The sequence below is a fragment of the Acinetobacter sp. Ac_5812 genome, assembly GCF_013072695.1.
Lineage (GTDB): Bacteria > Pseudomonadota > Gammaproteobacteria > Pseudomonadales > Moraxellaceae > Acinetobacter.
The window spans coordinates 838,011-859,346 of record NZ_LXUK01000022.1; the positions used below are offsets into that span (position 1 = coordinate 838,011).

At 38.1% G+C, this 21,336-nt stretch carries 21 protein-coding genes; 10 read left to right on the forward strand and 11 right to left on the reverse strand.

Annotation, left to right across the window (positions count from 1 at the left end; translation table 11 throughout):
• Positions 1-36: 36 nt before the first annotated feature.
• The 5 genes from sulP to A7P55_RS17395 all read left to right on the forward strand — a co-directional run bounded on the left by sulP (position 37) and on the right by A7P55_RS17395 (position 5,729).
• Positions 37-1,737 (forward strand): sulfate permease, encoded by a 1,701-nt coding sequence (gene sulP, locus A7P55_RS17375; RefSeq protein WP_171553077.1) that lies wholly within the window; start codon positions 37-39, stop codon positions 1,735-1,737.
• Between the two features lie 197 nt (positions 1,738-1,934).
• Positions 1,935-3,137 carry a serine/threonine transporter SstT gene (sstT, locus tag A7P55_RS17380; RefSeq protein ID WP_171553078.1) on the forward strand — a complete coding sequence of 401 codons (1,203 nt, stop codon included), beginning with the start codon at positions 1,935-1,937 and terminating at the stop codon, positions 3,135-3,137.
• A 6-nt stretch (positions 3,138-3,143) separates the two neighbouring features.
• A complete protein-coding gene (locus A7P55_RS17385; protein WP_171553079.1) occupies positions 3,144-3,824 on the forward strand; it encodes a YoaK family protein in 681 nt (226 codons plus the stop codon).
• Between the two features lie 3 nt (positions 3,825-3,827).
• Positions 3,828-4,367 carry a DUF2058 domain-containing protein gene (locus tag A7P55_RS17390; protein WP_005316025.1) on the forward strand — a complete coding sequence of 180 codons (540 nt, stop codon included), beginning with the start codon at positions 3,828-3,830 and terminating at the stop codon, positions 4,365-4,367.
• A gap of 120 nt (positions 4,368-4,487) precedes the next feature.
• Complete coding sequence (locus A7P55_RS17395; RefSeq protein WP_171553080.1) at positions 4,488-5,729, forward strand: mechanosensitive ion channel domain-containing protein; 1,242 nt, start codon at positions 4,488-4,490, stop codon at positions 5,727-5,729.
• Between the two features lie 36 nt (positions 5,730-5,765).
• Here A7P55_RS17395 and A7P55_RS17400 read toward each other — a convergent pair whose 3' ends face one another.
• From A7P55_RS17400 to A7P55_RS17435, 8 genes are all read right to left on the reverse strand, one after another.
• Complete coding sequence (locus A7P55_RS17400; RefSeq protein WP_171553287.1) at positions 5,766-6,017, reverse strand: hypothetical protein; 252 nt, start codon at positions 6,015-6,017, stop codon at positions 5,766-5,768.
• Positions 6,018-6,204: 187 nt separating this feature from the next.
• Positions 6,205-6,486 carry a hypothetical protein gene (locus A7P55_RS17405; RefSeq protein WP_004653154.1) on the reverse strand — a complete coding sequence of 94 codons (282 nt, stop codon included), beginning with the start codon at positions 6,484-6,486 and terminating at the stop codon, positions 6,205-6,207.
• A 160-nt stretch (positions 6,487-6,646) separates the two neighbouring features.
• Positions 6,647-7,159 (reverse strand): lipopolysaccharide transport periplasmic protein LptA, encoded by a 513-nt coding sequence (gene lptA, locus A7P55_RS17410; protein WP_171553288.1) that lies wholly within the window; start codon positions 7,157-7,159, stop codon positions 6,647-6,649.
• A gap of 125 nt (positions 7,160-7,284) precedes the next feature.
• A complete protein-coding gene (locus A7P55_RS17415) occupies positions 7,285-7,617 on the reverse strand; it encodes a hypothetical protein (protein ID WP_171553081.1) in 333 nt (110 codons plus the stop codon).
• A 258-nt stretch (positions 7,618-7,875) separates the two neighbouring features.
• Entirely contained in the window at positions 7,876-9,747 is a 1,872-nt protein-coding gene (locus A7P55_RS17420) for a phage capsid protein (protein ID WP_216078078.1), read from the reverse strand.
• Between the two features lie 186 nt (positions 9,748-9,933).
• Complete coding sequence (locus A7P55_RS17425) at positions 9,934-10,587, reverse strand: hypothetical protein (RefSeq protein WP_171553082.1); 654 nt, start codon at positions 10,585-10,587, stop codon at positions 9,934-9,936.
• A 197-nt stretch (positions 10,588-10,784) separates the two neighbouring features.
• Positions 10,785-11,081, reverse strand: coding sequence for a hypothetical protein (locus A7P55_RS17430; protein ID WP_171553083.1), 297 nt, complete (start codon positions 11,079-11,081; stop codon positions 10,785-10,787).
• 92 nt (positions 11,082-11,173) lie between these two features.
• On the reverse strand, positions 11,174-11,368 hold the full coding sequence (locus tag A7P55_RS17435) for a hypothetical protein (RefSeq protein WP_171553084.1): 195 nt from the start codon (positions 11,366-11,368) through the stop codon (positions 11,174-11,176).
• A gap of 605 nt (positions 11,369-11,973) precedes the next feature.
• On the opposite strand from A7P55_RS17435, the gene A7P55_RS17440 reads away from it, so the two are divergent.
• A complete protein-coding gene (locus A7P55_RS17440; protein WP_171553085.1) occupies positions 11,974-12,921 on the forward strand; it encodes a metal-dependent hydrolase in 948 nt (315 codons plus the stop codon).
• A 110-nt stretch (positions 12,922-13,031) separates the two neighbouring features.
• On the opposite strand, the gene A7P55_RS17445 is transcribed toward A7P55_RS17440, so the two are convergent.
• Entirely contained in the window at positions 13,032-13,394 is a 363-nt protein-coding gene (locus tag A7P55_RS17445; protein ID WP_171553290.1) for a hypothetical protein, read from the reverse strand.
• A 680-nt stretch (positions 13,395-14,074) separates the two neighbouring features.
• Here A7P55_RS17445 and A7P55_RS17450 point away from each other — a divergent pair.
• From A7P55_RS17450 to gcvH, 4 genes are all read left to right on the forward strand, one after another.
• The gene (locus A7P55_RS17450) at positions 14,075-15,922 is read left to right on the forward strand and encodes an ABC transporter ATP-binding protein (protein ID WP_171553086.1); all 1,848 of its coding nucleotides are present in this window, start codon (positions 14,075-14,077) and stop codon (positions 15,920-15,922) included.
• Complete coding sequence (locus A7P55_RS17455) at positions 15,922-16,362, forward strand: MaoC family dehydratase (protein WP_171553087.1); 441 nt, start codon at positions 15,922-15,924, stop codon at positions 16,360-16,362. Before A7P55_RS17450 ends, A7P55_RS17455 begins: the two co-directional genes overlap by 1 nt.
• A gap of 128 nt (positions 16,363-16,490) precedes the next feature.
• Positions 16,491-17,516 (forward strand): AraC family transcriptional regulator, encoded by a 1,026-nt coding sequence (locus A7P55_RS17460; RefSeq protein ID WP_004807680.1) that lies wholly within the window; start codon positions 16,491-16,493, stop codon positions 17,514-17,516.
• An 80-nt stretch (positions 17,517-17,596) separates the two neighbouring features.
• Positions 17,597-17,971: a glycine cleavage system protein GcvH gene (gene gcvH, locus A7P55_RS17465; RefSeq protein ID WP_005211933.1), complete on the forward strand. Its 375-nt coding sequence runs from the start codon at positions 17,597-17,599 to the stop codon at positions 17,969-17,971.
• An 89-nt stretch (positions 17,972-18,060) separates the two neighbouring features.
• Here the strand turns inward: gcvH and A7P55_RS17470 are convergent, their stop codons facing one another.
• Positions 18,061-19,218 (reverse strand): lytic polysaccharide monooxygenase, encoded by a 1,158-nt coding sequence (locus tag A7P55_RS17470; protein WP_171553088.1) that lies wholly within the window; start codon positions 19,216-19,218, stop codon positions 18,061-18,063.
• A gap of 261 nt (positions 19,219-19,479) precedes the next feature.
• The gene (aspA, locus tag A7P55_RS17475) at positions 19,480-20,922 is read right to left on the reverse strand and encodes an aspartate ammonia-lyase (RefSeq protein ID WP_171553089.1); all 1,443 of its coding nucleotides are present in this window, start codon (positions 20,920-20,922) and stop codon (positions 19,480-19,482) included.
• Positions 20,923-21,336: the final 414 nt, after the last annotated feature.

A 21,336-nucleotide genomic window follows, 5' to 3' on the forward strand; every position in this document is an offset into this window, starting at 1 on the left:
ATAATATATATAAATTTATGATTTAGACTATTGCGCATGAAATTGCTAAACCTAGACCTATCTAAACTTTTGCCTGCGCAAAAATGGTTAAGTTGTTATCAGCTTTCCAGCTTAAAGTCTGATCTGATCGCAGCCTGCATTGTATTGGCTATGTTGGTACCACAAGGTATGGCGTATGCAATGCTGGCAGGACTTCCGCCAATTATGGGGATATACGCCAGTATATTGCCCATGATTATCTATGCCTTTACAGGAAGTAGTACCACCCTTTCCATTGGTCCTGTCGCCATTATTTCGATGATGGTATTTACAGCGCTCGACCCGCTATTTGCTGCTGGATCAACAGCCTATATTGAAGCTGCTTATTTATTAGCATTGTTAGTTGGGATCATTTCTCTGCTTTTAGGTTTATTACGTTTCGGCTTTCTCATTCAGCTGATTAGCCATCCCGTTATTCAAAGCTTTATCATCGCATCTGCGTTACTGATCGCCTTGGGACAGTTTAAGTTTTTACTGGATATGCCGTTGCAAGCAGGTAATATTCCTGAGTTCTTACTGAGCTTATCTCAAAACTTGCACCAAGTTACGTTGACAGGCATAAGCTGTGGGCTAATTCCTGTTTTCCTCTTGTTTATGCTTCCGAAACTGATTCGATCCAGTTTTCTGAACAAAATATTACCTTTATTACTGGTTTTGCTCTCTATCGCAATCATCACCTTTATTGGAAACGATGATCAGGTCATCAAAACTGTTGGCGTCATCCCAACAGGCCTACCCAATTTTCATTTTCCGACTTGGAACACTGAGTTGATTCTTCAACTGCTACCAAGCGCATTTATGATTGCAATGATTAGCTTTGTAGAATCACTGGCCATTGCTCAAGCCACAGCACTACAAAAGCGCGATGACTTAGACAGTAACCAAGAACTGATTGCTTTAGGCTTAGCCAATATTGCTGCAGGATTTAATTCCGGTTTTGCAGTCTCTGGTAGCCTATCTCGTACTGTTGTCAATGCTGATGCGGGGGCAAAAACCCCAATGTCTGGTGTTATTTCATCTTTATTGATGATTGCAGTCAGCCTTTACTTTACAGGCTTCTTTCAAAACCTGCCGCTCGCTGTATTAGCCGCCACAATTTTTGTCTCTATCTGGAAGCTGGTGACACTGACTCCATTCCTTGAAACATGGAAATATTCAAAAGCTGACGGACTGGCAATGTGGGTGACCTTCTTTGGTGTGACCTGTATAAATATTTCAACTGGACTGATCATTGGTATTGTACTGACCTTTATTCTACTGCTTTGGCGTATCAGCCGCCCTCATATTGCTGTCATTGGTTTAATTGAAGGAACTCAACACTTTAGAAATATCTCAAATTACAATGTCATTACATCACCAGCTGTGGCTTCTTTTCGTGTTGATGAAAACCTCAACTTTTTAAATGCACATGTTCTGAAAGGTCATGTGATTACAGAAGTTAGCCAGAATTCGCTGCTGCAACATGTTGTGATCAACTGCTCAAGCATTAGCAACATCGATCTTAGCGCTTTAGAAATGTTAGAAGACCTAAATCGAGAATTGGCTCAGTTGACTATTCAATTGCATCTATCCGAAGTGAAGAGCCCTGTTATGGAGCGACTATGTAAATCCCAGCTCAAAAATGAGCTTACAGGTCAAATATTTTTATCACATTATCAAGCAATACAAACACTTTCGCCTGAAATGCTTGTAGAATGAACAGCTTTTATTGGATTTTTTTTATACAAAAGGATGTGTCATGTTTTCATAATTTTTTTTAAAAAACATTGTGTTAATTTTTTCGGTATTTTTAAAGTAATTGAATTGCAAAAAAAATTTTATTATTCACGGTTCTTAGGTATAGAATACCGCGCTTGTTTAACCTTAAACCGTGCATAGGTTTATAAGGCCTTTATATGTTTAATGTACTGTCTCGCTTGAGCTTAGTTAGCAAAATTATTATCGCTATTTTTTTAGGGATTGGCGTCGCTTTGCTCTTTCCTAACTTTACACCCTACTTAAGTTTATTGGGTGAATTATTCATTAAAGCATTAAAGTCTGTTGCACCGATTTTAGTTTTTGTTTTAGTTCTATCTTCAATTGCAAATTTCCAAATTGGTCAGAACTCAAATATCAAACCTGTGCTGGTTTTATATGTAGTCGGAATGCTACTTGCTGCATTCAGTGCAGTAACTGCAAGTGTTTTGTTTCCAAGCCAACTGTTTTTACACTTACCGGCAGAAACTGGCCTTCAAGCACCAGGTAGCCTTGCAGAGATTTTAAAGAATTTACTTTTAAGTTTTATTGCAAACCCTGTTCAAGCCATTGGTGAAGCCAACTTTATTGGTATTTTGGCTTGGGCAATTGGCTTAGGTCTGGCTTTACGCCATAGCTCTGACACGACCAAGCAAGTTTTGACTGATGTGGCTGGAGCAGTCAATAAAATCATTCATACCGTGATTGGTTTTGCTCCAATCGGTATTTTTGGTTTAGTTGCCGTGACATTTGCAAGCGAAGGTCTAGCAACACTAACCAGTTATGCCCATCTATTAGCCGTATTAATCGGCACAATGCTGTTTGTCGCACTGGTAATTAATCCAATCTTAGTTGCGATTACAATGAAGGCAAACCCATACCCATTAGTATTTACCTGCTTAAAAGAAAGTGGCATCACTGCCTTCTTTACCCGTAGTTCTGCTGCCAATATTCCAGTAAACCTAGATTTGGCGCAACGTTTAGGTGTCAATGAAGCAACCGCCAGCGTTTCTATTCCATTGGGTGCTACCATCAACATGGCAGGCGCAGCCGTCACAATTACGGTACTTACCCTTGCTGCTGTACATACACTTGGTATCCCTGTTGATTTAAGCACCATGATTATTTTATCTGTCGTTGCAACAGTTTCTGCTTGTGGCGCATCTGGTGTTGCGGGTGGATCTTTATTATTAATCCCTGTTGCTTGTAGTTTGTTTGGTATATCATCTGAAATTGCAATGCAAATCGTTGCGATTGGTATGATTATCAGTGTACTGCAAGATTCAACAGAAACTGCATTAAACTCTTCAACTGACGTCTTATTTACTGCTGCTGTTGATTTCAAAGACCATCCAAGATCATAGGTTACTATGCCACTTCAACGTTTACCTAACTGGATTCAACTCGGTGCTTTCTTCCTCGCACTGAATGCAGGGATGGTAAACGTTTTGGGCTTATTTACAGTCCTGCATCAGTCCGTTTCACACATGACAGGCAACGTCAGTATGTTAGCAATGAGTTTGCTTGACTGGCAGCCTGAACATTTTATCTACCTCAGTCTGGTTATCCTTTGCTTTGTGATTGGCTCTTTTTATAGTGGCTTAATACTTGGCAATGGGAGCGTTGCATTTGGTCGACGTTATGGCCTACCGCTTAGTTTAGTTGCGATCTTTCTGCTTCTCACTTGGCTCTTACTCCCCTATTTCCCACGCTACGGCCTCTTATGGGCCTGTGTTGCCATGGGGGTACAGAATGCAATGGTGAGCCACTATAAAGGGGCAATTATCCGCACAACGCACTTATCTGGCGTGCTGACCGATATCGGTTTAGCATTAGGCTATAAAGCACGTGGTTTAAAAGTAGAAAAACGCCGTATTTTTCTGCATCTTCTCATCTTTATCGGTTTTTTATGTGGTGGACTCATTGCGAGTCTGCTTTATCCTTATTTAAACTTACAGACCTTCCTCATTCCAGCAGCGTTAAGCTTAGCAATGAGTGTCGCCTACTGGATTTTCTATTTTCGTTCTTCATCAAACTCAAATTTGGATTGAATTATGGTTAAAAATGCATTGCAAGCTCAATTGTTAAAAGCGGGTTTGGTTGATAATAAGAAAGCAAAAAAATTAACTAAGCAAGCACAACATGGACAACGCACTGGACAAAATGATGATGCGGCATTGAAAGCTGAAATCGACCGTGCCAAACAAGAAAAACTAGCCAAAGACCAAGCATTGAATCAAGAAAAGCAAGCTGTACTCGAAGAGAAAGCCTTAAAAGCTTCGATCATTCAGATGATTAAGCACCACAAAGTCAAAGAAATTGAAGGTGATGTCACTTATCAATTTATTGATGAAGCTAAGATCAAAAAAGTCTATCTTTCACAGCAAGTGTATAATGCCCTTGTTTCAGGTTCACTTGTGATTGCCAAAGATCAAGACAGCTACGCTTATTTACCTAAAGCGCTTGCGGAAAAAATTGATCAAAAAATGCAAGGCTTTATCTTGATAAATAACAATACCGAGAAAAATGATCAAACTACGGATGAGGAAGATCCATATGCAGCATATGTGATTCCTGATGATCTGATGTGGTAAATCATCCAACAGTTATGTAAAAACGCCTTTACAAATCGTATATAAACTGTGATCAAGTTAATATAAAACACCATTACACCTTACAATTCCCGCTCAAAGAATTTATAAGGTGTTTTGGGTTTGGATTATTTAAAGTATTTGCGTAGTGAGTTAAGCCATTACCCATGGCTAGAAACAGCGATTGCATTCATCATTTTGATTTTGTTTGCGGCACTTGCCAACTTTATTGCGAAAAGAATTATCGTCCGTGGTATTCGCCATTTAATTACAAAATTTAAATCTCCAAATCAGTCCATTTTCGCACAACATAGTGTGACTCAGCGTTTTGCCAATATCGTTCCTGCAATTGTCATCATGAATGGCATTACCACAATTCCGCATCTACCAGAGAAATTCATCAGCTTTGTGCAAATGGGTGCGCAGGCTTTTATCTTCCTGACACTAGCACTCACTGTCAGTGAAGCGCTGAATATTTTTAACTTAATATATCAACGTAATCCCAAGTCTAGAAATAAGCCGATTAAGGGCTATCTGCAACTTGTTAAACTGATCTTATTCGTTGTTTGTGGCCTCATGATTTTGGGCACTTTCTTGAAAAAAGATGTGTTTACCTTACTTGCAGGCTTCGGTGCAATGGCAGCTGTATTGATGTTGGTGTTCCAAAATACCATTCTTTCTTTGGTTGCCAGTGTTCAAATCGCTTCTTATGACATGGTTCGTATTGGTGACTGGATTGAAATGCCATCTTTAAATGCAGACGGAGATGTCATTGATATGTCATTACATACGGTGACCGTACAGAACTTTGATAAGACATTTACAACCATTCCAACAAATAAACTGGTGACTGACACCTTTAGAAACTGGCGTGGGATGAGTGAGTCAGGCTGCCGTCGTATTAAACGTTCACTGTTCTTAGATCAAAGTAGTGTTCACTTCATGAGCGATGAGGAACAGCAAAAATTAAAAGATTTCTTGCTACTGGATCAATACCTCGATGCTAAAAAATCTGAAATTGAAGAGTTCAATAACCACTTGAGTAATCAGTCTCAGTATAATCAACGTCGTTTAACCAATCTTGGGACATTCCGTGCTTATGTTGAGTTTTACTTACGTCAGCATCAAGGGATTGCCCAAAACCAAACGATTTTGGTACGTCAAATGCAACCAACCAGTGAAGGCTTGCCATTAGAAATCTATGCATTTACCAATACCATTGCATGGGCTTCGTATGAAGCAATTCAATCTGATATTTTTGATCATTTGATTGCAATTATTCCTGAATTTGGCTTGAGAATTTATCAAGCACCATCAGGTCATGATTTCCAAATGCTTACTACAGAGCAAGAAACAAAAGCTTAAATTAAAAATTAAAAAAAGCACCTTAGGGTGCTTTTTTTAATTCAACTCAAAGTACTTCTTACACCCTTGCATCCACTCCTCTGATACTGACGGCTGTTCTGGGTTTTCTGTATTTGCTAATTCACAATCTGCTGGATTGTTTAATCCATTGTCTCTAGGAAAAGAATAACCATAATAACCATCACTATTCTTCTGATAGCCACCCGTTTTTTTATAATCCCAGTAGAAGTAACTGGCAAAAGCCAATGTCATCCCTAACATGACAAAGAGCAATCCTTTTAAACTCATCCATCGCTCTAAATTGATTTTTTCAACATTATAAACAAATTTATTAAACATTTAGGGATAAGTTTCTGCTTCTAGTAAAAGAAAATTTCGAACAATTTTCAGTCTTTTTCTATACTGAAGCGAAAAATTCTATGGCGCATAAAAAAAACCCCAATAACATTTGAGGCTTTTTTATGATCTTTAAAAATCAGTCCCACTCTAGCTGAAACTGAATATTGGTATTGGTAAAATTAGGATTTAAGAAAACTCTATAACCTGCTTCCTTTAATTCAGTCACAACAATATCCGCATCTTCGCTACTAACTTCATGTTTTGAAAATTGTTGTAAGGCATCTCGATCACCATCACTGGCTCTTAATTTAATCGTACTGGAAATTTTTGAGAGAATTTTATCTACTGTTAATTTTTTAACATTTGCATTAGAAATTGCAGTCGCTCGTGATGCAGGTAACAAAACTTCTTCGTTCACCGTATTCCGCCTGTAATATCAGAATAAGAAAAAAATTATAATATGTTCTATTTCCAGTTTTTCAAGCCCATGAACTCAACTAAACGACAGATTTTGGCGCGCAAATACAAGAATAACAATTTTACAAGGTAAAGAAGCAAATCGAAGTACTAGGACTAGCCTACTGACTTCTGATCAGTGGCTTCATTTGCACATTTTTCTGTGGTGGAATAACCATCTGAACGCGTTTATTCGAGCTACCACGAGCTTCAACATCACCTACGGTTAAATTATATCTTAGCGTTTCCCCTGAAATACTTGAGCCATCCATGATAATGGATGCATTACCTTTTAATACAATTTCAGTTGCTGAAGTGTTGTATTCAACGCGGTTGGCCTTACCATAAACCATTCCCTTTTCATCACTCACTTTTTGCTGAAATCTCACAGGGTTTCCCGTCAGCGTAAGTTGATAAGGTTGGCCATTTTTCAGCGTTCCTATCGCTTTAGCCGCTTGGATATCAATCGTACCTTGTTTAATTTGGATATTAGAAGCCGAAAAGGTGCTTCGATTTGGGCTATAAAGCGTATCCATAGCTTCAATATAAATTGACTGCTGAAAGTCAGATTCAAGGGCATAAACATATGTACTACACATCAAAATTGATGCAATCAAAAAAATTTTCTTCATGATTTTATTGTTAAGCGATAAATTTATAAGCCGCGAATCTTAGCATAGTTATCTAGCTAGCCCACAATAAATGATAATAATTATTATTTTCAAAACAAAAGAGAGAGCGCAGCGCCCTCTCTTAGCAGTTATTTACAGGTGATATCCAACTTTTCAGCATAATAATCCGTCGAAACTTTTAAATCAGACATCAACTTCTCTTTGCTATAGTCCTTAGGTGCGAGCTTTAGCAAAGCAGGAATATACTTTGATTCATATAGATTAGGATAATCTTTACAAAGTACACGTGTCTGCTCTTGTTTTGGCGTATCTGGATTATCCAAGATGTCCATGTATTCGGAGATTTTATTGTCCACGACTTCAAAACTTTCTTGCGCTTTCTCACTTTTAACTTCAGGTTGCTTGTTACAACCAACAAATAAGATTGAGATTAAGCCTAGAGATAGAATTCTGATTTTCATAACAATGCTGCATACAATAAATTCATAGAAATCCGCCATTGCGGGTCATTTGTTCTAATTTATCATTAAAGTGCGACACCGCAGATATCTTTTGTACCAGTTGGGTAAGAAAAAATTTAGCTGTGTATGAACAAGTAAAAACTCCATGGATGTCTCTCCAATATCCACATCGCCATCAGTTGATTGTGTTTTAAAATTGAATAAATGATAAGAAAAGAAGTGGCTCTATTTTAAAACCACTTCTTTTTTGGATATTACTTATAGATAAATTTCAGGTGGATATGGCGTATCGTCACTAATCGGCGTATACAGTGTATTTTCAACAAAGAATCCATTCGGTGCCTGTACAGTATCTATCGTCACAGAATCCTGCATCACTTGCGGATAGGCCCAAATAAACTGCTTCATCAGTCCTAAAAGTTGATTATTCTTCATATCCCCAAATACACGCTGCCAAATCGGTGTTCGATAAGGCTTAGTCTTATCGAATCCATAAAGGTGAGCAATTGAGGAATCAGGAACAAATCCTGCCAAATAAGCCACTTTATCAGTTGGGTAGTTCAAATCTTGTGTTGGAATCTCTGCAACTGCCTGATGTGCCAAGCCTAAACGCGCTTCCAAAATCCAATCATAGGCTTCCGTCATGATGTAATCGAAATTCGGATAGCTATAGTGCTCACTTGGATAATTGATATCTGTCGCCAAAGTTGCAATCGGTGTACGAATGGTTGGGAAAAAAATCAATGGACAAACTTTAGCATTTGGATATTTGGCTTTAATCACGGTTCGAATGTCTTGGCATGTTTGCCCTAATTTGTTTTTTAACCAAGCTTTGAATTCATCATACGGCGTTCCAGTTTTATTTACTGCGTCATAGATGGTTCCCAAATCTGGTGCATACAATCCAGTATCGGCATTAAAGGCCAGTTTAGTCAGATAATCATAGACACAAGGTAGATCTGTACCTTGGTTATACCACCACCAAGGTTCACCAATCTGCATATTTACAGGGCAGCCGCCTACAGCCATCGTATCAGCAAACTCAATAAACGCTTTATGTAGATAAGCCAAAGCATTTTGATCACAAGGGCTAAAGAAATAACTAGGTGGCTCGTAACCGGTACGGCCTAAATTACTATTCCAATCACGCTGTGCCCAGAATTCATTTGCGCCCAACGAGTACATTTCAAAGCTCACCCCAAATACAGGTTGTATCCCAGCATTCTGCAATGCTTGAGCGAAACGCTCATGCCATTTGCGTGTACATGGATTTACAACAGATTGATTGGTCACCAACGTATCTGGAATTTGCCATTTATTAATACTACTGTTCCAAGACATCTCAGGATACTTTGACATGCCACAATAGTGATTGATCAAACCGTGATAGCCCAAAGCCTGCATATTATCGACTAAGCGCTGTGGATTCAGATCATAATGATCATCGTAGCTGGTACAAATGCCGTAGTCATGTTGCGGAACAGAAACACGCTTAAGCCTAAGTTTGGCATTTGGTCCTGTGGTTACCGAATTCGTTAAACGAATATAGCCATCTTCAGCTTGGGTTAATGGTTGCGTCGAGTGAGCATTGTAGTTCGAGGTAAATCCGGAGAAAGAAATTCGCTGAATATTGGTAACAGGAAAAGAATCGGTTGCTGAAAAGCCTGCCTTGACCGTATTCCAATTAATACGAATATGTGCCGAGCGAGATGCTGGCTGATTGGCATAATTGAACAGGACAATGTAAGCGACCTTGTCCTCATCATTGGCTTTGTATTGCACCGTCAATGTTGGTGTTAAAGTTGGGTTATTTAACATTGGCATAGATGCTGACAGTTCAATATCGAAGTCCCAAATCACACCGCTATAATCATATTTGGTTTCATAAGCCAAAAATTTATGGTCTTTCGCATCATATGAATCCCAAATAATTCCCGCAAGATCGGTTGTGGTACGTGAGCGGAAGGATGCTTCAAAGCCATTCCCATAATTGGTAATCGCAAAAGACATCGTTTGAGGGCCATCAATGCGCCAGTACTTTGGACTAAAACGATTAATCATTGACGTTTGGATGTTGACTGCGGGAGTTGTTTTTAAATTTTTTTGTTTATATTCAAAAGTATTTGTCATTTTAAAAATGCTCTCATTCATCATTGAATCTTTATCTTAAGCGATCAGGATTTTTTCACTGTTTGCATGAGTAAGGATTGATTAAAAAGAACACACTTATTTCGACTTTATGTAAAAGCAAAGTTAATCAGGTCAATAAAAAAGCTCATCTTATGACGAGCTCTTTTATTGCAAAAAAAAAGATTCTTAGAAATTGTAACGAATACCCACTTTATAAGTGATCCCATCTAGATCTAACACATCAGACGCGGTGCTATCACAAAAATAACCTGTACATACGTCATCAAAGTTTTCGATGTACAACCATTTATATCCAAGTCCCACATAGCCTGCAAGATCCTTTTGAATATAGTGACCTAATTCAAAATCAATCGGTAAGGTGACATAACGCAGTTTAGTATCATAGTCATCTGCATCAAGCCATGCATAACCAATGCCAATACTTGCATTCGCATAAGTATTGTTTTGATTATAAAATTTATAGCCACCTTTAACATTGATTTCAGTGCTGTGCCAATCTGAACTTTTTTGGTAATTCAATCCAAATGTTGTACTTAAGGTATCCAAGGCTGTAAATGTAACGCCTGTACCAAAGCCATTTAATTTCTCATGACCTTCAATCTCGTCCGACTGCAATCTAGAGCCATAATATTCTGCAAATACCGAGGTCTGAATTCCGCTGCTGGTCTCACTACGATCGCCCTGATCTATGGATTGGACTGTATGATGTCCAAGCTCTTGAGGTGCCCCATAATTGACTTGTAAAGGTGTATCTGCCCACCCATTTACTCCTATGAGAGATACTGTTAATCCCATCACCCCGACAAATATTTTTTTCATCCTAATGCCTATTTTTATTTGAATTGAAGAGCTTAGAGAATAATTTATTTTTAATTTTTTAAAAATCATTTTTGTTGAAAGACTATGAATAAAAGCGAGAAACCGATATCTGGTCAAGCCATTTATCGGGTGAATAAGATTTTTATATTTTATTTAACATTTTCGACTGCCTAATGTCATTGATTCAACTATTTTGCTTAGAGATCTTGATACAAACTTTTAGAAACCCAGTCAATAAAATCTGTTTTATTACTAAATTGGGGTGTATTAAACAAGTTAATATCCAATTCAAAATGATCAAAATTCAGTAGCTTATACACTCCACCACCTAAAGGGATTAAACCAGTATGTGGATATTTAATCGCTTTCAATGCATTTTTTAAAAATAATGCTTTGATTTGTAAGTCACTTTTTTTATAGGACTGATAGCTTTGAGAGTTTATGAACAATTCATATTCACGATCTAATTTTTGAATAATTTGAGAAACAACCACTTTATGCTCCTTTATTATTTGAATTATTTTTATACCACAAAAAAATAAAAAGCCCATCATCTGACAAGCTTTTATACAATTAAACATAAATCTTATTGGATGCTTAATTCATCATCTTTAGCAACAATGACCGAAGTGAGCATTGGAACACCAAGAATAATAGGAACCATGATAATCCATAAATCCGTGGTTAACTTACTGGAAAAAAAGAAATGAATCACAAGAGCGACCAGAGCCAATACCGCAAATAGAACACCCATGAATCGAACTGCAAATTTAATAAGCATTTTTTGGTTCCTTATCATTCTAATACTTATAAACAGTATACGCCTACTCTGAGAGTTAGGGCATTTTCTTTTTCTATTGCACTATAAAACCAACTTATATATTTCTAAAGTAAAAAAGTGCAACATGAAGTTGGCTTTCCTTTAAAACCAAAATTATTTCGCTTGGTTTACACCCGATAAACCGGCTGCGATTGGAACCTACAAAAGCATTTGCCAACTGTTTTTCAGAAAACTGAGATTTTGAAGCACGAGACCGATAGTCTTTCTAAGACTTTGTTCAGTCAATGTACCTAACTGTTTAGCTTGTTCCAGTGTTCACAATTTATTTTCAACCGCTTGATTCATGATGACACACACTATTGTCATTGGTAAATTCCACAACCATAAAATGCTTGCTTAATTCAGTTTACTTATGCCATATCTTCAATCGATATGGCTTTTTTATGTATGACATTCCAAGCTTCAAAGTGAGAAGTTCTTGTTATTTTATCTTTAAAATCTCTAGATCAGGTATTTTTGTCCTATAAGCACATGGTGAACAATTTTACTCAATGCTAAAAATTACTTATGCAAATTGATTCGTAATTTTATATTGGGTGACAGGTATGATCACAGAAAATCATCAACTAAAAGCAAGAAAAGTATATTTCGATTTTTCGGAATCTTCTGTTTGTTGGATGCCAAATGATCCGCTATGTTCTCACATTGCCAATGGTATCAATATGTTGTTACCTGCTGGTGAATTTTGGTTCTGTCGGGTTTTTAATAAAGCCATACCCTACATTGCTGATGAAAAATTAAAACAAGAAGTGATCGGATTTGTGCGCCAAGAAGCTGCTCATGCCCGTGCTCATGAAAAAGCGCAAGATTTTCTAAGAGAAAATGGTTATGACATCCAAGATCCGTTAAATCGTGCTCACTTTATTTTTAATATTCTTTTAGGTGACAAACCTTTAGGGATACCATTCCTCAAGGGTGAAAAGTTGGAGGAATACTGGTTGCTGTTCCGAGTAGGTGTTATTGCTGCAATCGAGCACTTTACTGGAACCATTGGACAATGGACACTCGATAGCAAGTCTTGGGATACAGCAGATCCAGCCATGACCGATTTGTTTCGTTGGCACCTTGCCGAAGAAGTTGAGCATCGTTGTGTGGCTTATGATTTATTTGAACACTTACTCACCAACAAACTTGGTTTTTATGTGTCTCGACAAGTGATTATGATGGGTGTTTTCCCTTTATTTATTTTCTTCCTTGCTGATTTTGCACGAAGCCTTGGGCAACAAGATCTGGAACATAAAGATATTCAAAAATTAATGCGTCGCGGATTCTTTAGATTTATCCGCGAATTTGAAAGAACTGCAACACAAACAGATAATCTGCCAACCATTAAATATTTATGGAAAGCAACTTTACGTTGGACATCTCCAAAATTTAACCCAGTCCATGAAGGCGATACTGAACAGGCATTGGCATATATGGCCCGCTCACCAGCCGTACAATATTTTGAACAAATGACCCAAAACTCAGGCAAGACACCTGTAGCAAGTTAAATTTTTTGCAATATCTTTTTTCAATATCACACCCTTAATTCGTTAAGGGTGTTTTTCTTCAAGACTCGAGCTTAAACACACAGCAGGTAGAAACAAGAACTAACCGTTACTTAACAAGGAAATCTGGTTTGTTTTAACTCATTTTTAAGTACTGCATAATTTTTTTGTGCTTCATTTTGAGTAAAATTAAATTCATCTTTGGCCATCACACTTTCAGCAGCATCCTGCATGTAGCCCTGATACTCTAAATAATGTTCCATAATGAGCTTATGTAGATTTACTTTACTCTTCTCAACCAAGCATTCTTTTTGCTTTGCTTCTAACTGCTCATTTTTCGACTTTACTTTTCCTCTTAAGCCGTATTCAAATTGAATTTGATCATCTATAGATTTGAAATAAACATCAGATAAATTAACGTAATCATCTTTAAAGTTTTTAGCATCCGCTGTACGACATATACCGAATAAAAACATAAGTATAACTATAGATATTATTTTCATCACCGTTTCTATATATATTAATTTTCACTTATTATAACATCATATTGGACAAAAAACCGCCTTAAAACCAAACACCATTACGTTTAAAAGCACAAAACAAAGCATGAAGAATAACTAAATAAAACTTTATTTAATATCTATTTATTTTAAATAACTACACTTAGTTATAAGATAAACTTTCCAATCAAAACGACATCAATATTCTCAATATATAATAGATGAAGCCACATCTAATGCACCATTTCCAACTTCAACTACAACTCAACTAAATCTACTGAATTAACATCAATTAAATGTGCGATCGAATTCTATTGCTGCTTATCCTCATTTTCCAATTCATCCATTTTATTATCTTGGCTATTCATTTCTGTCTCTAACTACTCGTGAAGACATTTAATTCATAAAAAATAGCATATTATCAGGAGTATAATTCTTGAGCTTGATGATTAAAAAACCTCACTATTTTTATAAATTACATCCTTACTATATCCATCCTCTATTCATCTAATCGCTCTTGTTCGCTTAAAATAGAAGTTTGATCTTTTGCCTGTTTCCTTTCTCATCATTTGTTTTCTTTTGCCATCTTCTGGCGGGTTTTCTGCTATCCTACAGGGGTGAGCTGAATCGTACTGTATAATTAGAGGAAATGCGGCATGCTGCAATGGTTTGAAAAATTAGTTGATCCCTATCCAACGAAAGACTTAAACAAACCATTACCAACCACTTTTTTTGCTTTTGTTTGGCAATCAACCAAAGGCATCCGCCCTTATCTGTTTATTCTGATTGCATGTACCGCAGCCGCAGCAAGCTTCGAAGCACTATTTTTCTCTTATATAGGCAAATTGGTTGATTGGCTGACACAAAGTCACCCAAGTACATTCTTAGAAAATAACCAACAAAACCTCACCATCCTGATTAGCATCCTTTTTGCCAATATCTTCTTTGTCAGCCTGCAATCTGTAGTCAAACATCAAGTTTTGTTTAGTAATTTCCCAATGCGCATGCGTTGGCGCTTTCATAACTTGTTATTACAACAGAGCCTAGACTTCTTCCATACGGACTTCGCAGGGCGCCTTTCTGCTAAGGTCATGCAAACGGCTTTAGCTGTGCGCGAATTCTGGATGATTTTAGGTGATATGCTGGTTTATGTACTGATCTACTTTATTACGATTAGTGTGGTATTGGGCTCCATTTCTCCTGTACTTATTATTCCTTTAATGTTGTGGCTGGTTTTTTTCATCGTGATCGCCAGCTATTTTATCCCCCGTTTAGGTAAAATTTCCAAAAAACAAGCAGATTCACGTGCTGTTATGACAGGCCGCATAACGGATGCTTATACCAATATTCAAACTGTAAAACTTTTTGCGCATGCAGGTCGCGAAAGCCAATATGCCAAAGAATCTATGCAAGAGTTTATGGTTACGGTTTATAAGCAAATGCGTTTAGGGGTTAAATACGAAATCAGCATTCGTTTACTTAGTACATTTTTATATATTGGGGTAATCGGCACTTCAGTTTGGTTATGGACACAAGGGCAAGCTGCTATTGGGGTGATTGCAGCCACCACAGCGATGGTACTGAAGCTAGACAGTATGGCTGAGTTTTTAATGTGGCATGTCACCATGCTATTTGAAAATGTCGGTACCATTCAGGATGGTATGACCACCCTAGGTAAACAGATCCAGATTCAGGACAAGAAAGATGCGACTGAATTAAAAGTTCAACATGGTGAAATCCGATTTGAGGACGTTAGCTTTGCTTATAACCAAAAAAATGTCATCGAGCATTTTAACTTAACCATTAAACCTGGTGAAAAAATTGGGGTTGTCGGGCGTTCAGGCGCTGGTAAATCGACACTGATCCAATTACTGCTTCATTTTTACGATATCAACCAAGGTCGTATTCTGATTGATGGTCAAAATATTCATGATGTTACCCAAGACAGCTTACGCGCCAATATTGCATTAGTTACGCAAGATACCTCTTTATTACACCGCACTGTTGCTGAAAATATTAAATATGGGCGTCCAAATGCGACTGAGGCTGAAGTGCAACTCGCAGTGAAAAAAGCCAGAGCAGAAGAATTCATTCCACAACTGACAGATCAAAAAGGTCGTGTTGGATTTGATGCCTACGTTGGTGAACGCGGTGTGAAGCTCTCTGGTGGTCAGCGTCAACGTATTGCAATATCGCGTGTTTTCCTCAAAGATGCACCGATTCTCATCCTTGATGAAGCAACCAGTGCGCTTGATTCCGAAGTCGAAGCCGCAATTCAAAGTAGTTTAAATGACTTGATGGTTGGCAAAACAGTCATTGCAATTGCGCACCGTTTATCTACTATTGCTCAAATGGATCGCCTTATTGTCCTTGATCAAGGTCGAATTGCTGAACAAGGAACACATGAGGAACTGATTGCTAATGATGGCTTGTATGCACAATTATGGAAACGCCAAACAGGTGGTTTTTTAGTTGAACAGCGAGTGACTCAGGACACAGAATAATGTTGTATTTAGAAGACTTAAATATTGGTGATCGTTTTAGCAGCCGCGAATATGAAATGACACTTGAAGAAGTGAAACAATTTGCCGGTCAATATGACCCCCAACCTTTTCATTTGGATGAGCAAGCAGCAGCGGAACATCCTATATTTCAAGGATTAGCTGCAAGTGGTTGGCATACTTCTGCGGTGACTATGCGTTTATGGACGGAATGCTTTCCCGTTGCAGGGGGGCTGTTAGGCACTGAATCAAGCTTACGTTGGCCTCGACCAACCCGTGTTGGCGATAAAATTCACGTAGAGATTGAAATTACTGCAATTGTGCCATCTAAAACCAAAAATGATCGTGGTATCGTCAGCTACGTAACACAAGCTTTGAACCAACATGGGGATGTGCTATTAATATCGACAACCAAAATTCTGGTGTTTAGAAAACCAATTTGATTCTTGAATATTCGGTGACTCTTTTGTCCAACAATTTTTATGATTGATTATTTTTTTTCATGTAAAGATGTTTAAGACTTAAATGTTTAAAAGATATTGGCAAAATTGATGAGCGCCACGGAAAGCACATGAAAACAACCTCAACTCGTCAAGATCAAGGAATACCAGGCGTCTATGGCTTATTGCTATTAGATGTCGTTTCTCGCTGGGGATATAGCGATGAAACATTGTTCGCACCATTTCACTTAACCAGCGAACAACTGGCTGATCCAAACTATCGAATTCCAACACCGATTGCGAATGAATTGGTGAAACATTCTTTGCGCCTTACGGGTGAAAGTACACTGGGCTTTCATCTAGGTACGCAGATGCGTATTTCCATTCATGGTTTTATTGGCTATGCCATTATGACGGCGCATGACATTACCGATGCTATTGCACTGGCAAGCCGTTTCATTCAGTTACGCCTTCCCTTTTTACAGTTATATTTCTCTACTTTCGGCCCTAAAGCAACTTTACAACTACAATGTGATATTGAAGTTGAGCCCTTGCGTACTGAAATCATTTTAGGCTTAACCATTGGTATTATGACCATGGCCAAAGCCTTAACCGGAATTGATGACCTCAGCGGTGAAGTCGATCTAGACTTTCCTGAACCAGCTGGCTTTGAAAAATATAAAGATCGATTAACCAGTACAGTACGCTTTAATCAGCCCCATCTGATTTCAAGCTTCGATAAAAAATATCTTGGCTTAAAAATGGTCAATGCAGATCCAATTGCCAGCCAGATTGCAATTAACCAATGTGAAACTGAACTCTCTGCACTGGGTGAGCGTCGTCGTTTAGCCATGCGCGTCCGTGATATTTTAACCAATTCAGAACAGCACTATCTCAGTATTGAAAGTGTGGCTGAACGCTTACACATGTCAGATCGTACCTTGAAACGCCAATTGGCTGCGGAAGGTACATCCTTCTCTACGCTCGTGGATGAAGTCCGTTATCGTCATGCAACCTCTTTGCTGTCTCGAACCGATTATAGTTTGGAGCAAATTGCAGATGAATTGGGTTATTCCGATGTCGCGAATTTCAGCCGCGCCTTTAAGCGTTGGAGTGGTCGTAGCCCGAGTAACTGGCGTAAAGACCCTTACTTATAAGTTCACCAAAGCTTTTGTTTTTATTGAAAAGCATGTATAAACCAAATAAAAATGATACGACAGATTGTTAAGGAGTTGTCATGAATCATCCAGCAGAATTGAAATATGCACGTACGCATGAGTGGGTAAGAATTGAGGGCGACCTCGTTGTTACAGGGATTACTGACCATGCACAAGATGAGTTGGGTGATTTAGTGTATGTGGAAACCCCAGAAGTGGGTAGCCATGTCACCGCAACCGAACAAGCAGGTATTGTTGAGTCAGTTAAAACAGCTTCTGATATTCACGCACCTGTGTCTGGAACTGTGGTTGAAGTAAATACTGATCTTGAAGATGATCCTGACTTTGTCAATGACGAGCCGTATGGTAAAGGTTGGATCTATAAGATTAAGCCAGACAATATGGCTGATGTTGAAAAATTGCTTTCAAATAGCGAATACGAATCAGGTTTATAAGTTTTATAAATCAGACCGACCTATTTGGATTGATCTATTAAAAAACCGAGTTGAGGTCTAACTCGGTTTTTTATTTCCTAGTACATTGATTATTTCACTAAAATCCACGCATCCTGCCAGTTCGAACCAGTAGCAGGAACATATTGATGCGCTTGGATCGTACACCAGCCGCTATAAGGAAATGGCTTGCACTGATAAATACGCCCATCGCTGCCCAATACCTTAGTTCCTGCTTTATATGTACTGATATTCTTCGGATAAACAAAATCATAAGAACCACCACCACTGATCGGTGCACGCTCAATTTTGATTTCGACACGTTGGATGCCACTATTTAAACTACTATAAACATCATTTTTCCCACTTACAGGCATAATCTCACCGTTTGTATTTTTAACGCCTGCCCGTAACGCGCTATGTTCTCGATTAATCGCTTCTGCTAATAAGCGTGGCCAAATATTTCGACTGCCATTGGCGGTACTTGTAATCAGTAATTCTGTTTTTAAATTTGAATTTTCACCATTACGATCAAACACCCGCGTCGATACCCGATCATTTATCAATAGGTCATCAAGCGGATTAATATCACCAATATCATTCCAGCTTTGAACTGGTTTTGGTGGTTGCGGATCGACTGGTGTCGTTGGGTTGCCTGAACCGATATTTACATCAATGACATTATAAAAGGCATTACTGGTATCACCGATATCCCAAACCGCTAGAATGACATGATAACCACTTCGGTCAGCGGGCACATGACAGCGATGTGTTTCCACACTGGCAGGTTTCTGATATTTACCATCCACCGTACAAAAGGGATTAAGATCAAAAGAGCCACGCACCAAGGGAGCTGAAGGATTCCACCCTTGTTTAGTGATAAAATAACGCCAGCCTTGAGTCACATGTTGTGCAGTAAATTGCCAAGTAAAGTCATTTGCACCTGTGGGCAAATTTGTTTTAACCCATCGTGTCGGTGATTGTGCATTTAATTCTGAAAATTGACTCAAATTTGCATTGGCAATTTGACCATCAGGTGGCCCAGACTGCGGAAAACCTTTCGGAGCTTCTAAACTTTGCGGCTCCCACACAATACTGCCACATTGAGTATTCTTATTTAACTTACAGGCATAAGCTCGAGATTCTAGTTTCAGTACGTAGCCATGTGCAAAAACCAATGAAGGTACGATAGGCAGTACCAATATTCCAATCGAGATTAAACTGCGTCTAATAAAGTGATGCATCATCATTTTCTACCTTTGTCATTTCAGTTATTTATTGTTGTTAAGCATTGGTGTTCTTAAGACACCTCTTAGACCATAGGTGAGCCGTCTAGACAAGACAACCACCCACTCTGTAATAATCTGTAATATGGCAGTTGACTTGATCACAGGAATAAAAGCTTATGATGACCCGATCAAATTATTTTAAAAATCCATTATTACTCAGCGCAATCAAAAAAGCCCAATTCAATTTGAATTAGGCTTTTATCACAACTTAATTTTCAGGATTTAAGCGACATAATCCACTTGAATGCCATCGACTTCAGAAACCAAGTTTTCAAAAGAGAAAATCTCATCCAGTTGAGCCTGAGTCAGTAGACCACGCTCTAAAACTACCTCTTGAATGGTTTTATTTTCAGCAATACATTGTTTACCGATTTCATCACACAACGCATGACCCAAGAGTGGATCGAGCAACGTAATAATCCCGACACTTCGCATCACTGCATCATGACAAGCTTGTTCATTTGCTTTGATGCCACGTACACATTTTTCATCCAAGCTTTGAATTGCATGCGTAAGCAATTCAATGGATTCATTCAATGAAATTGCAATCACAGGTTCCATCACATTGAGTTGTAATTGCCCTGCTTCCGCCGCAAAGGTAATGGTTAAATCATTACCAATCACTTTAAATGCAATCTGATTGACCACTTCAGGAATCACAGGGTTTACTTTTGCAGGCATGATCGAAGAGCCAGCCTGCAGTTCAGGTAATTGAATTTCGCCCAAACCTGTCCTTGGTCCTGAACTGAGCAAACGTAAGTCATTGCTAATTTTGGAGAGTTTGCATGCAAGGCGTTTCAATGTACTGGATAAAATGATAAATACACCACAGTCACTGGTTGCTTCAACATAATCTTCCGCACCCACTAGATTCAAACCCGTGATGTCTTTTAAACAGGAAACCGCTTTAATGGCATAACCTTTGGGGGTATTTACACCTGTTCCTATGGCTGTCGCACCCAAATTCACTTCAAGCAATAATTCACGAGTTCGTTTAATTAAACGTACATCTTCTTTTAATAAAGTTGCAAAAGCACGGAACTCTTGCCCCAACGTCATCGGCACCGCATCTTGTAATTGAGTGCGCCCCATCTTTAATACATAACGGAATTCAATAGCCTTGTTTTCAAATGACGTAATTAACTTGTCCATTTGGGTGAACAAAGCATCTAAAGAATAATAGGTTGATAAGCGCAATGCGGTCGGATAAACATCATTAGTCGATTGAGATTTATTGACATGATCATTGGGATGAATCAGCTCATATTTGCCTTTTTGATGGCCTAATGACTCCAACGCGATGTTGGCAATCACTTCATTAGTATTCATATTAATTGAAGTACCCGCTCCACCTTGATAAATATCAATTGGGAAGGAATCTTGCCATTTTTCTGTGTCAGTGATGAGCGCATCACAAGCATGTTGAATTGCCAGGCTTTGAGTTTCAGTGAGTTTGCCAAAGCTTAAATTTGCTTGCGCCGAAGCTTTCTTTACTTGCGCCAATGCACGAATAAAGTAACTATTTTGTCCAACTTTTTGTGAGGAGATCTTAAAATTTTCAATGGCGCGTAGGGTATGAATTCCATAATAACATTCTGTTGGAACTTCTTTCGCACCGAGCAAATCATGCTCTATTCTTATCGTTGCTGTTTGAACCGTTTCCACTTTCCATTTCTCTCAGACAATGCACCCTAATGGTGCAATGGATTAATATGAAAGATTGCAACTGAATTTTCATTAGCAAAAACGCTTAACATTATATTTTTTTATAATGGAATTTCACTGAATTGTTGCCAATGTAACATTATGTGTCTGAATTTTTGCCTATTTTTTAACTAAATTAATTTAATTTACATCTGTACATTTTATGGATTGTAACTTTTGAATACATTCTGAGTTTTTTTTGAACACTCACCATCCATATTTTGATGAAAAAAAATCCTATTTTTTGAATTAAAAAATTAAGATTCATACACTTATTTTAAATTACACAAAATATACAAATTAAATACACAAACATAACAGTATTTTAAAAATCATTTGTGCTTGAATCTGTGACCTTATCAATCCCAAGAATAG

What these genes read in the sequence shown, in the direction of transcription:
- sulP (WP_171553077.1), top strand. Translation starts at nt 37, where the DNA reads ATGAAATTGCTAAACCTAGACCTATCTAAACTTTTGCCTGCGCAAAAA.
- sstT (WP_171553078.1), top strand. Translation starts at nt 1,935, where the DNA reads ATGTTTAATGTACTGTCTCGCTTGAGCTTAGTTAGCAAAATTATTATC.
- A7P55_RS17385 (WP_171553079.1), top strand. Translation starts at nt 3,144, where the DNA reads ATGCCACTTCAACGTTTACCTAACTGGATTCAACTCGGTGCTTTCTTC.
- A7P55_RS17390 (WP_005316025.1), top strand. Translation starts at nt 3,828, where the DNA reads ATGGTTAAAAATGCATTGCAAGCTCAATTGTTAAAAGCGGGTTTGGTT.
- A7P55_RS17400 (WP_171553287.1), bottom strand. Translation starts at nt 6,017, where the DNA reads ATGAGTTTAAAAGGATTGCTCTTTGTCATGTTAGGGATGACATTGGCT.
- A7P55_RS17415 (WP_171553081.1), bottom strand. Translation starts at nt 7,617, where the DNA reads ATGAAAATCAGAATTCTATCTCTAGGCTTAATCTCAATCTTATTTGTT.
- A7P55_RS17420 (WP_216078078.1), bottom strand. Translation starts at nt 9,747, where the DNA reads ATGACAAATACTTTTGAATATAAACAAAAAAATTTAAAAACAACTCCC.
- A7P55_RS17425 (WP_171553082.1), bottom strand. Translation starts at nt 10,587, where the DNA reads ATGAAAAAAATATTTGTCGGGGTGATGGGATTAACAGTATCTCTCATA.
- A7P55_RS17435 (WP_171553084.1), bottom strand. Translation starts at nt 11,368, where the DNA reads ATGCTTATTAAATTTGCAGTTCGATTCATGGGTGTTCTATTTGCGGTA.
- A7P55_RS17440 (WP_171553085.1), top strand. Translation starts at nt 11,974, where the DNA reads ATGATCACAGAAAATCATCAACTAAAAGCAAGAAAAGTATATTTCGAT.
- A7P55_RS17445 (WP_171553290.1), bottom strand. Translation starts at nt 13,394, where the DNA reads ATGTTTTTATTCGGTATATGTCGTACAGCGGATGCTAAAAACTTTAAA.
- A7P55_RS17450 (WP_171553086.1), top strand. Translation starts at nt 14,075, where the DNA reads ATGCTGCAATGGTTTGAAAAATTAGTTGATCCCTATCCAACGAAAGAC.
- A7P55_RS17455 (WP_171553087.1), top strand. Translation starts at nt 15,922, where the DNA reads ATGTTGTATTTAGAAGACTTAAATATTGGTGATCGTTTTAGCAGCCGC.
- A7P55_RS17460 (WP_004807680.1), top strand. Translation starts at nt 16,491, where the DNA reads ATGAAAACAACCTCAACTCGTCAAGATCAAGGAATACCAGGCGTCTAT.
- gcvH (WP_005211933.1), top strand. Translation starts at nt 17,597, where the DNA reads ATGAATCATCCAGCAGAATTGAAATATGCACGTACGCATGAGTGGGTA.
- A7P55_RS17470 (WP_171553088.1), bottom strand. Translation starts at nt 19,218, where the DNA reads ATGATGATGCATCACTTTATTAGACGCAGTTTAATCTCGATTGGAATA.